The sequence below is a fragment of the uncultured Gilvimarinus sp. genome (assembly GCF_963975215.1).
Lineage (GTDB): Bacteria > Pseudomonadota > Gammaproteobacteria > Pseudomonadales > Cellvibrionaceae > Gilvimarinus.
In genome coordinates this window covers 162,395-173,232 of record NZ_CAXBFW010000006.1, presented here as the reverse complement: position 1 = coordinate 173,232, position 10,838 = coordinate 162,395, and the positions used below count along the sequence as shown (strand labels likewise).

The following is a 10,838-nucleotide window of genomic DNA, read 5'->3' as shown; positions in this document are numbered from 1 at the left end:
GACGTACAGGGACGTATTAATGTCGCGGGCGCAGGAAGCGCAGGAGCGACCCATTTTATTCTCTCTGATTAGCTATTATCATTTATTGGCGGTTCGTACCTGTCTGTGCTTAGGCGTAAGAGTCCGCAGGTTTGACCAGACTTGTTTCTGGGTGAATGAACAGCCACCCAGCACGCCCGCGACCAAGCCCAGCAAAGCCTGGCCTTTTTAAACGCCTTACTAGGCCAAAACCCCGGATACCTCTCGCTAGAAGCCCTCGCCGTTATGGGCTAAGCAACATTCTGGAAGATATTAGCAACCGCTTGAACGTTTAAATTTGCCCGCCCCGGGGCGGAGCCTTCGTCCCGATTATTGCCTTGCTAATAAACTATATTGTCATTACAATATAGTTGTGATCATAAAATACGACACCGCCAAAAATGACCAAAACATACGCCAGCGCGGTTTACCTTTTGACCGTGCAGCCGAGTTTGATTTTAGTGGTGCCAGCATCATAGAAGATACCCGCCACGCCTACACTGAGCGGCGCTTTCAGGCATTAGGCTTAGTGGCTGGCCGTGTTCACATGCTCGTATTCTCGCCCGTGCCTGGTGGCATTCGGGTGATCAGTTTTCGCAAAGCCAACAAGCGGGAGGTAACACGCTATGAGCAAGCAACCCAACCCTGAAATGATAGACCACGACAACCCCGAGTGGACTGAGGCTGAATTTGCCCGCGCCCGCCCGGCCAGCGATGTGCTGCCAGAAATATTCCCCAAAAAACTGGCCGCGCAAATGCTAAAGCCCAAAACCCGGGGCCCACAAAAAGCACCCACCAAAGCCCAGGTAAGCTTGCGTTTATCCGAGGTGGTGCTAACCCACTACCGCAGCACCGGCAAAGGCTGGCAAACCCGGCTGGATAACGACCTTAAAAAACTGCACCACCTGTAGTCTACCTACGCCCGTGGCGTATAAATTTACATTGTTAAGTATTCTGTAATAGTATTAACGGTGCCCGGATAGGGCATCGCACCCATACCTGTGGTGCGGCCAACATATAAACAAAAAGGACTCGCCATCATGGCTCTAAAACCCTGCAAAGAATGCAAAGAAGTCTCTGTTAAAGCCAAAACCTGCCTCATTGCTGGGTTAAAAATCCCGCCGTTAGCGCAACTGAAAACGCCGTAGGCTGCCTTTTTATCATCATCTTAATTGCCGTGGGTGTGGCCTACTGTAGCTCTCCCAGCGAGCCAAAAACGCCAGATGAACAAGCCCAGGATATTAAAGCCCGATGCGAGAACAAAGTCATGGCCTATGTCATGTCACACCTTTATGTGAAAAAGCAATTAAAATCACCCTCTACCGCCGATTTCCCCCCCCCCATGAATGGCAGCGACGTCACCGTCAACTATCAGGGTGACTGTAGGCACAAGGTGTGGGCTTACGTTGATTCGCAAAACTCATTTGGCGCCACCATCCGAACCAAGTATTACATGGAGCTTCAAAACGAGCCGGTTAGCGATAGCTGGAGTGTTTTGGATAGTGAAATGTAGCTACGGTAAAAAAGAAATACGATACGCTAAGAAATATGACTGGGGAAGCTGTAACTATTTGAAATTAATGAGGATTGTCTGGTGTTGAGCGCATAGAAGACTAGTTGAGGGCTCGTTAAACACAATGGTTTTTTGTTCACAGTGAAAACATGTATATAACAAGGTCATAATTCATTGAGTTTGATAAGATTTTGAAGAGATAATATATAAAGAGAGGCGTGAATTTATGTTGTATAAACGAAATTCCGCCTAATAAACTGTTAGCCACGAGAAAATAATGAAAAATGCTTACCTTGGTCAACTACCTGAAAAAGCATCTTTGCTTGTTCGTGAAATAGAAGAATATTCAGGACGCAATATAGAAGTCCTACCTAATCCGTACCCTATGAGTAAAACAGACCCCAACCCAAATGGTTTAGCCTGTAACGTTAATGAGGTGAGCGCAAGGATTCTATATAGAGGTAACCAAATAGATACACATGCGTTTACTCATGAATTGTTGCATATTCATAGATATTGGGTGCGCCAGGTTCCTCAAATACTTCCCGTTAGCGATCCAAATGGTAGTAATATCCAAGTGACAAGTAGTATAGAAAACGCTCTTGAACATTTAGTTATTGTTCCTGAGGAATCGCAGTATGGGTTTGAACCATACTCACACTGGAATAACACAAGCCTTCGTAACTGGGAGAGATTTAATCCATTAATTATGAATAAGTTCGCAATTCGAAAGTGCTGTTTATTAGGGTATCTCACGGTAGCTAATTTAGTAAATAATCCTGAGATCGTCTCAATGGCTGAGAGTGTGATAAAGAAACAAGGGTTTCTTCAGAAAGCCAAGCAAATGAACACTAAGATTACAAAATATATAAACTCAAAAGATAAACAAATATCATGTATTGTTGAATTTTTGAAAATACCGAGAAAGGAAGCAAAGCTCGTCTATCTTGATGTAAAAAATGGCACTCGTATTGAAAAAGAGATCGGAAAATTTAGTGGCTAACAATCAGCTAAAACCGAACCACCTCTTCGGTACATTTTTGTATAGGCTCGCGCAAAAATGTGCCACTACGGTGGTCGGCTTAGCAAAACGTTATACACAAATTCACATAATTCACCATGACTTAGGAGTTAGGAATGGTTTCGAAAAGGGTAGTGCAAAAGAATAAGAAATTTTATTACCGTCGTGCTAAATGGAGTGCTCAAGAAAAAATAACATTAGAAGATATTCTGGTTGATGCGCATGAGCAGCTGGGAACCGTGGGAAAGAGAAGTTTTTCTGTGGGCTCAGGAGCTGAAATTACAGGAGCGGCATTTAAGGTGGATAACGGTCTTTATCTACAGATTGCATCCTACGTACCGGATGAGTCGACTTCGATAATAGATAAAAGCAAGCGCTCGAAACAATCGACGGTGTCCGCGCAAGCTGCCCCAGACGGCAAGGACTATATCGACGGTGATGTTTTTGTCTACATTAAAGGTAATCACGTTATTTTGTGCCCATCTGGCATTAGAGAGCAAGTGGCTGAAACCTATATTTTGAATATCTTGAGGGCTGTCGATAAAAAAGATATCGCTAAAACATTTGAATTAGATAAGGTTGCTAAAACCAATAAGCTTAGAATGATAAAAGAGGAGGGAGTAAAGGAGATTGACCTAAATACATCTCTTTATGAGGCAAGCTTAATTCATTTGAATCGTAATAATCCAAAAGTGTCTAGCATTAAAAAAGCTATCGCTGATCAGGTTATTGCTATTTTTGGGAAGGACAAAGATTTAAATGAAATTAAGGAAAAAGAAAATGTAAACGTTGGTGTATCCCTGAAGTATGATGGTAGAGCCGCTCGTAGTCATCAAAAAGATCCCGAATTCGGTGTCTCTGGAAAAAAGAGGTTAGAAAGAACTGCGGAACAAATAATTTCGGAGTTCGAATCTGAAAGTGAAAATGAAAATGGTTTTACCATTGTTACCAATGCAGGGAATAAAATTACGTCTGACGAAATTCGTGTTTCTGATTCATTTCGCGTTGACGTCTTGGGTAAATCATTAAGTCAGTCTTCTGCATGGAAAAAACTAAAAGAATATCATGATCGGTTAGCCGCTGATGGCGTATTTAGCAAATGAATATTGACAAAGAAAAAATTAAGCTTGCTGCGTGCTTGCTTCTGTGGGGTGCGCTGGGTTCCTATTTTTGCCAGCCGCTAGTTCATGGAAACAGCGAGGCGATCAACGTAATTGTAACAGTGTTTTCTATTTTGGCCGGTTTTCTAGTCGCCGTTATCACGTTAGTTGGTGATCCTAAGTCGTTGCCTTCTGGGGGGTGGCAGGTGGCGAGGTTAGGAAGTGATTTAACCTATAATAGATTAATTCGGCATAAATGGTTGTTTAAGTTCTATCTTATTACATTGTTTTTGATATTTTCATCAATCTTAATTAAAAATAAATACCCTAGCATTCAAGTCGGATTGGAGTACGTATATATGTTTTTCGCATCAATATCTTGCTTTCTGTCTTTTAAGCTCCCAAGGGCACTTATTGAGTTGCAGCAAGAAAGAATAGAGCACGAAATCGAGGAGCGTAGAAAGAAAGAAGGTATTAACGACTAGTGCGCGATAACAAAAAGCTACACCTTGCAAATGTTGCTACGTTCGTGTTTGTGCATGTCGCGTAGCTCCATTTTACGAAAAAAAGCTCCCCACAATATTTTCAGGTGAGCTTGATGTTCAAATTGAAACATTCGTTTACCACTACCCCGTAGATAAAATACCTGTTCGTTATTTTCCAGTTATCTATAATGGGCATGTGTGGGAGTATCTATTAACTAGGACTCTTACACATGCAGCTTTTACACGGCGACTGCCTTTCTATAATTCCCACCTTAAAAACCAATTCTGTTGATTTAATCGTAACTGACCCGCCTTATTATCGCGTTAAACAAGATGCTTGGGACAACCAATGGAAAACCGAAGCCGATTTTTTAGCCTGGTGTGACCAGGTGTTGGCCGAGCTACAGCGCGTATTAAAACCCAGCGGTAGCCTGTACTGGTTTGCCGGCCCTTACATGGCGGCAAAGCTTGAGCTGCTGGTGGGCGAACGCTTTGATGTACTTAACCATATTGTATGGGTAAAAAACGCTGGCCGGCACAAGGTTGCCCGAAAGGAGGGGCTAACAAAATACTTCCCCCAAACCGAGCGCATTATTTTTGCCGAGCAAAAAGAGCAGGGCAGTAAGGTGGAGAGCGCCGGCGCACGCAAAGCCGAACACGTTTACCAGCCCATTGTTAACCGCTTAAACAAACAGCGCTTGGCCGCTGGACTCACTGTTAAAGAATGTGTCGAGCTGTGCGGCGTAAGCACCGCCAGCCACTACTTTACCACCTCGCAATTTGCGCTGCCCAGCGAGGCCAATTACGTCAAGCTAATGGACGCCTTTGGTGCCCAGGGCGACTACCACAAAGTAAAACGCAGCCACCGCCAATTACGCACCCAGTACAACAAACTAAAGCGCGCCTACCGCGATGCACGCCGGCCCTTTACCGTAACCAAAGAGGTGCCTTATACCGATGTGTGGCACTTTGACGTGGTGCAGCATTACCCTGGTAAACACCCGTGCGAGAAACCCCAAGCGTTACTCGAGCACATCATCAACACCAGCAGCAAACCCGGCCAAGTGGTGTTAGATGCGTTTATGGGTTCCGGTTCGACAGGCAAGGCGTGTTTAGCGTTGGATAGACGTTTTGTCGGTATCGAAAAAGACAAAATACTTCATCGCCATTTCGCTGAATACGTCAGAGGGGGATAATTCGCACCAAAGCGGTGTAGTGAAAAGCAAGGGCGAGGTCTTATGAGAACCGAAAGGAAAGAGCTCTATAATTCCTCGTCCTTCATTGTAACCATCTGAAACTAAAACAGTTTTTGTTCATTGGTGAGTGCATAAGAGCCCCCTTGAAGGCTCTTTAAACACAGCGGCTTCTTTTTCACGATGATAAAACTTTCAAAAAGATGTCATAAACCGTTGAGTTGATAGGCTTTTGACGAAATAATAGGTAAAAATGAGACGTAAATACATGTTGTATAAACGAAATTCCGCCTAATACACTGTTATCCGTTCAATCTAATCAGGAGCAAAAATGTCAGCAAAGTACAACAGTTTAGTTTTTAGAACGGAGCTTGAAGCTACTTGGGCAGCTTTTTTTGATTTGGCGGGCTGGCGGTGGAGTGTTAATCCTGAGCCGGTTGAGAATTGGGCACCAGATTTTCGCGTATCATTTGATTGTGGCCACTCAGAATGTGGTGGTAGTCACTCCTTATTAATCGCAGTATTACCTCTTTCGAAAATCGATGATTTTGGAAACCATCCTTGTAAGCAGTATTTTTTTGGAGGCTGGGACCCAGAAAAAAATGCTCCAACAATCTCAGAGGACGGTAGCGCTGTATTTGGCACAAACCCAACCGCCACGTACTGGGAAATTTCCCATGGCGCTGGTGGTGGCGCCGAAGACGTTCACTTCAGGGTGGATAATGCCAATGAATTGTGGGAAAAAGCGAAAAGCTTGGTAGAGAACTGTGCGTAAAACGGATAACAAAGCCAAGCACGTTTGCCCACGCAAAAAACGCGTGGGCTGGACCTCGCTGTCGCTCGGCCCGTATTGGCGGCGTTAAACGTAATTCGCACATGATCTAGATATGGAATTTAGATGGACATACAAGAAAAGTTAATTGAAATTTTTCGATCAAGAATGGCTGGCCCCTTTCTATTTCTAGGCTCTGGATTTTCTCGGCGTTATCTTGGCCTTGATGATTGGCGAGGTCTTCTTGAAAGATTCTGCGTCGCTGGTAAGCCATTCGAGTACTATCTTGCCTCCGCGAATGGCCATTATCCAACAGTGGCGGCACTGTTAGCTAAGGACTTCAACGAATATTGGTGGAAAGCTCCAGAGTATGAAAAAAGCGTAGAAAGATTCAAATCCAAGGTTAGAGATGAAACTTCTGCATTGCGTATTGAGATTAGCAATTACCTTTCTACATTAGATCAATCTAAAGCAATGGACTCAGCATTCAGAGATGAAGTGGAGTTGTTGTCTGGGCTCAATGTTGATGGTGTCATAACTACAAACTGGGACATGTTTATTGAGCAACTTTTTCCGGAGCATAGAACATACATTGGGCAGGAAGAGTTGTTGTTTTCGAACCCGCAAGAAATTGGGGAGATATACAAAATTCATGGTTGCTCAACCGTTCCATCATCCATGGTAATGACAAGCTCAGACTATGAAGAGTTCAATGAAAAAAATACATACCTGGCAGCAAAGTTAATCACACTTTTTGTGGAACACCCAATAGTTTTTATCGGGTACTCTATTTCTGACGAAAATATTAGCAGTCTTTTGAGGGGAATTGCGTCCTGCATAGGGAAAGACAAAATAGAGCAATTAAGAAAAAATTTAATATTCATACAGCTCCCATCCGATGAAGAAGAACCCAACATCTCAGATACCTATCTGACGATAGATGGCATCCAGATTCCACTGGTTTTAGTAAAAACCAACAATTTTATAGACGTTTATCTGGCCATAGATGCAACTAAGAGAAAAATTCCTGCGAGAGTTTTAAGGTATTGTAAAGAGCAGCTCTATGAGTTGGTCCAATCTTCCGAGCCTGAAAAGAAGATTTGTGTTGTGGATATAGACGAAATTGACTCTAAGGAAGATGTCGAGTTCTTAGTCGGGGTGGGCGTAGCAAGCAGAGAAAACGTCGGCCCAGCCCCAATCGGTTATGCTGCCATAAGAACTGAAGAGTTAATTGAAGATATACTACTAGACAATAAAGGCTATGACGCTCGACAGATCGTCGATAATGTTTTACATAGAGCCTGTAGAAACACGCCTTATGTGCCCGTGTTCAAATATCTCAATAGTATTGGTATAGAAAATTACGATCAATATCGTGATTCAGGCATAGGCCTTGATAAGGTGGTCTGCAAAGACTTGAAAGATTACCGTGTGAAAATGTACTCGAAAGCCTTCTTCAGAAATTACAGACACAAAACTCTTCAGGAAGTTATCAGTCTGTGCACTCCAGAAAACGCATCAGCATACATACCCTTTATTCCAAAAGAAAAAATTGATTTGGATATTCTTAGAGATTTCCTGGTTTCCAACATGGAGAAAATTCAATCCGAAAATTCAAGCTACGCAAGTAATTTTAGAAAGTTGGCAGCGCTGTATGACAGGTTGAGGTGGGGATGGTAGCGTTTAACAATGCCAAGCACCGCGACGGCTTTTCCGTTGCGTCTTCGGCTTCATTACAGAGCCGCGCGTGTTGGCAGCGTTAACTATTATTTCTAAAAAAACTCTCCGCCTTAGCATCCAACACCTTCTCAAGCTTCTCAATCAACCCAAACCTTGGCCCATGAATACCCCGCTCGATATGGCTGATCGTCTCCACGGTTACGCCGGTGGCCTCGGCGAGCGCCTCCTGGCTTAACCCCAACTCCTTCCGTCTGTTGGCCACATTCTGGCCAAACAGCTTTTTTAGTTCTGACATGGTTGTTATCCAACGTAAAGGTATTGGCGCTATTGTCCGCAGGCTGGTAGGGCTTAGTACCTAGTTTTAAGTTACGTACAATGATGCCGGTGTTGGGGTTTGCCAGCGCGTAATAAAAACAAGCGCTCGGATACTGCCATTTATCGAGCACATCCACACGCGAGCTTAAATTGGCGCAATGCGCACTGGAGCGACAAAACGAGGCGTTCACCTGCGTATTAATGTCGCTCCAGAGTGTTTAAAAGCTCTTGCTCATCGCCAGGTGTAAAATCCCCAAAATCCACACAAAGGCTAAGGCCCCTGCGGTGCGGCGCTTTGTTTTGCTGACGGACTTCATGGCAATCACCCCGGTGATGATATAGGCGATGACCAGCAGTAATTTGATGCTGAGCCAGTTTATGGGCCAGAGCGAGTAACCCACGGTAAACATCAGGGCAAAACCGCTTAGCAGAAGGCAGGTGTCGATGATGTGGGGAGCAATCTTAAAAAACTTTGCCTGTACAAAGCGTGCACCAGCCTCGCGGGCAAAAAAGCGCAGGGAAAAGAGTGCAATAGACAGTACTACCAGCATTAAGTGGCTGTGCTTGAGGGCCATATAGCTCATAAATTTTGCAACCTGAGTCGTTAAGTATGGAGTTGTTATTAGGCGTATATTCGCCGGCGGGCCGTGTCGGGTACGGCAGGGTAAGTGGCCGGTGCGACAAGGCTGCCTTAAGGCGATATGCAGGGGTAAGATTACAGGTATCGGAGCCACGGATAAAGCATTCGGCGTGGGCAAGTGCGGCAAGGCGCTAACCGGTAGAGCGAGTCGTGCATAAACGGTGGTGGTTGGCTTAAGGTGGTGCCTAGGTGTAGCTGATCGGTTAAGCTTGATGTTTTGGCGGGGTAACCCGGGTAAGACCACGCACTGGGTGATTGTTTTTGGTCATCGAGGCATCTAATAAGAGGTGAGCCATGAAAGGGTGGATGATAGTCGCTTGCTTGCTCGTACTGAGCGCCTGCGGGCAACAGGACGACGTGAGTGTTGAGGACGAGAAAGGGGCGTTTGAAGCCTATACCGATAGCCAGGTGCAGGCGCTGGAAAAAGCCAAAGGCATCGAAGATGAGCTGAAAAAGGCCGACGAGGCGCGGCGTAAGCAGCTTGAGCAAATACAGTAGCGGTTATGAGTGAGTTTGTTGAATTTTTGCACGAAGTGTTTGCCCCTTTTGGGGTGATTACCACTAAGCGAATGTTTGGTGGTTTTGGTGTTTATCACGAGGGGCTAATGTTTGCGCTGGTGGCCGATGATACGCTGTATTTAAAGGCCGATGATCAGACGGCCCCTTGGTTTGATGAGCTTGGCTGTGAGCCATTTACCTATCAAAAAAGGGCGCGCGCCGTTCGCTTGTCTTACCGACAGGCGCCGGAGTCGATATTCGATGACCCGGAAGAGGCTTTGCAGTGGGCCCGCTGGGCCTACTCGGCTGCTTTGCGTGCCAAGTACTGAGTTGCGCGTTGTCTGGGTTTAGTCTGGCTGGGCCCGTGTGCCGGCAGGGCCTTTAAAACGCGGGGTAATAAGGGTAAAGGTCGACGAACGAGGCAGTTTCGCGTATCTTATGCAGCACCTAGCAGGGTGTTAAAACGACTTGTGGGGCGAATTAGGCGCTACAATAAATAGTCGGGCGTTTTGCTGTTTCGGCCTACTGTACGGGTTTGTAAGCTTTACGTGCCTGGTTTAAGGCGTTTTGATAGTCTGGTAACCCCAATTAATTTCGCGGGTGCTCGGGTTCGGCCGGGGCCTCGCTCTATGTTTACAGTGATTATGAACCTGAACTATTTGGATTTTGAGCAGCCTATTGCCGTCCTCGAAGGAAAGATCGAGGAGCTGCAGCTCGTCGGCAATGACAACGACCTCAACATCAACGAAGAGATCAGTAAGCTCAAAGAAAAGAGCACTAAGCTGACCGAGAGCATTTACTCCAACTTGTCGTCCTGGCAAGTGGTACAGGTAGCGCGTCACCCGCAGCGCCCTTATACCTCTGACTACATCAAGCGTATTTTTACCGATTGGGACGAGTTGCATGGCGACCGTCACTTTGGTGACGACGGCGCTATTATTGGTGGCGTTGCCCGCTTAAACGGCCAGCCAGTGATGGTGATTGGTGAAGAAAAAGGCCGCGGTGTAAGCGAGAAAGTTCAGCGCAACTTTGGTATGCCCAAGCCCGAGGGTTACCGCAAGGCTTTGCGTTTGATGGAAATGGCCGAGCGCTTCAAGCTGCCTATTTTAACCCTTATTGACACCCCCGGGGCCTACCCGGGCATCGACTCGGAAGAGCGGGGCATTAGTGAGGCTATTGCGCAAAATCTGGCGGTAATGTCGCGTTTAAAAACCCCGATTATTTGTACCGTTATCGGTGAGGGCTCGTCCGGCGGTGCATTGGCTATCGGCGTGGGCGATCACTTGAATATGCTGCAATACGCTACGTACTTTGTGATTTCGCCCGAAGGCTGCGCCAACATTATCTGGAAGACCGTCGATAAGGCTCCGTTAGCGGCCGAGGCGATGGGGGTTACCTCGTCGGTACTCGAAGAGCTGGGCATTGTCGATGAGACCATTCCGGAGCCTTTGGGTGGCGCGCACCGTAATATCGATGCCATGGCCGATACCCTGCGTCAGCGTTTAAGCGAGCAGCTGGATCAGCTTAATGCTATTCCCACTGAAGAGCTTTTAGAAAAGCGCTACGAGCGATTAATGAGCTACGGTAACTAGACGATTCGCCT

Annotated in this window: 15 protein-coding genes; 13 read left to right on the top strand and 2 right to left on the bottom strand. The window is 45.8% G+C overall.

The window, feature by feature from the left end:
* The 10 genes from AAC019_RS06780 to AAC019_RS06735 form a co-directional block, all read left to right on the top strand.
* A partial coding sequence (locus AAC019_RS06780; protein WP_339897887.1) for a hypothetical protein occupies positions 1-211 on the top strand: 211 nt, incomplete at its 5' end.
* Positions 212-391: 180 nt separating this feature from the next.
* Positions 392-667, top strand: coding sequence for a BrnT family toxin (locus AAC019_RS06775; RefSeq protein WP_339897886.1), 276 nt, complete (start codon positions 392-394; stop codon positions 665-667).
* Positions 645-929, top strand: a complete 285-nt coding sequence (locus AAC019_RS06770) for a BrnA antitoxin family protein (RefSeq protein WP_339897885.1) — start codon at positions 645-647, stop codon at positions 927-929. Before AAC019_RS06775 ends, AAC019_RS06770 begins: the two co-directional genes overlap by 23 nt.
* A gap of 368 nt (positions 930-1,297) precedes the next feature.
* On the top strand, positions 1,298-1,531 hold the full coding sequence (locus AAC019_RS06765) for a hypothetical protein (RefSeq protein WP_339897884.1): 234 nt from the start codon (positions 1,298-1,300) through the stop codon (positions 1,529-1,531).
* A 277-nt stretch (positions 1,532-1,808) separates the two neighbouring features.
* Positions 1,809-2,534 carry a hypothetical protein gene (locus tag AAC019_RS06760; protein WP_339897883.1) on the top strand — a complete coding sequence of 242 codons (726 nt, stop codon included), beginning with the start codon at positions 1,809-1,811 and terminating at the stop codon, positions 2,532-2,534.
* Between the two features lie 134 nt (positions 2,535-2,668).
* Positions 2,669-3,655 (top strand): hypothetical protein, encoded by a 987-nt coding sequence (locus tag AAC019_RS06755; protein ID WP_339897882.1) that lies wholly within the window; start codon positions 2,669-2,671, stop codon positions 3,653-3,655.
* Positions 3,652-4,137 carry a hypothetical protein gene (locus AAC019_RS06750; protein WP_339897881.1) on the top strand — a complete coding sequence of 162 codons (486 nt, stop codon included), beginning with the start codon at positions 3,652-3,654 and terminating at the stop codon, positions 4,135-4,137. The genes AAC019_RS06755 and AAC019_RS06750 overlap by 4 nt, the downstream gene beginning before the upstream one ends.
* 230 nt (positions 4,138-4,367) lie before the next feature.
* Positions 4,368-5,333: a site-specific DNA-methyltransferase gene (locus AAC019_RS06745; protein WP_339897880.1), complete on the top strand. Its 966-nt coding sequence runs from the start codon at positions 4,368-4,370 to the stop codon at positions 5,331-5,333.
* Positions 5,334-5,661: 328 nt separating this feature from the next.
* On the top strand, positions 5,662-6,105 hold the full coding sequence (locus AAC019_RS06740) for a hypothetical protein (RefSeq protein WP_339897879.1): 444 nt from the start codon (positions 5,662-5,664) through the stop codon (positions 6,103-6,105).
* Positions 6,106-6,228: 123 nt separating this feature from the next.
* A complete protein-coding gene (locus tag AAC019_RS06735; RefSeq protein ID WP_339897878.1) occupies positions 6,229-7,782 on the top strand; it encodes an SIR2 family protein in 1,554 nt (517 codons plus the stop codon).
* 79 nt (positions 7,783-7,861) lie between these two features.
* On the opposite strand, the gene AAC019_RS06730 is transcribed toward AAC019_RS06735, so the two are convergent.
* Positions 7,862-8,077 carry a helix-turn-helix transcriptional regulator gene (locus AAC019_RS06730; RefSeq protein WP_339897877.1) on the bottom strand — a complete coding sequence of 72 codons (216 nt, stop codon included), beginning with the start codon at positions 8,075-8,077 and terminating at the stop codon, positions 7,862-7,864.
* A 238-nt stretch (positions 8,078-8,315) separates the two neighbouring features.
* Positions 8,316-8,681: a SirB2 family protein gene (locus tag AAC019_RS06725; protein WP_339897876.1), complete on the bottom strand. Its 366-nt coding sequence runs from the start codon at positions 8,679-8,681 to the stop codon at positions 8,316-8,318.
* A 350-nt stretch (positions 8,682-9,031) separates the two neighbouring features.
* Here AAC019_RS06725 and AAC019_RS06720 point away from each other — a divergent pair, with 350 nt between their 5' ends.
* The 3 genes from AAC019_RS06720 to AAC019_RS06710 all read left to right on the top strand — a co-directional run bounded on the left by AAC019_RS06720 (position 9,032) and on the right by AAC019_RS06710 (position 10,827).
* Positions 9,032-9,235, top strand: a complete 204-nt coding sequence (locus AAC019_RS06720) for a hypothetical protein (RefSeq protein ID WP_339897875.1) — start codon at positions 9,032-9,034, stop codon at positions 9,233-9,235.
* A gap of 5 nt (positions 9,236-9,240) precedes the next feature.
* On the top strand, positions 9,241-9,564 hold the full coding sequence (locus AAC019_RS06715) for a TfoX/Sxy family protein (protein ID WP_339897874.1): 324 nt from the start codon (positions 9,241-9,243) through the stop codon (positions 9,562-9,564).
* A gap of 315 nt (positions 9,565-9,879) precedes the next feature.
* On the top strand, positions 9,880-10,827 hold the full coding sequence (locus tag AAC019_RS06710) for an acetyl-CoA carboxylase carboxyltransferase subunit alpha (RefSeq protein ID WP_041524760.1): 948 nt from the start codon (positions 9,880-9,882) through the stop codon (positions 10,825-10,827).
* Positions 10,828-10,838 lie beyond the last annotated feature (11 nt).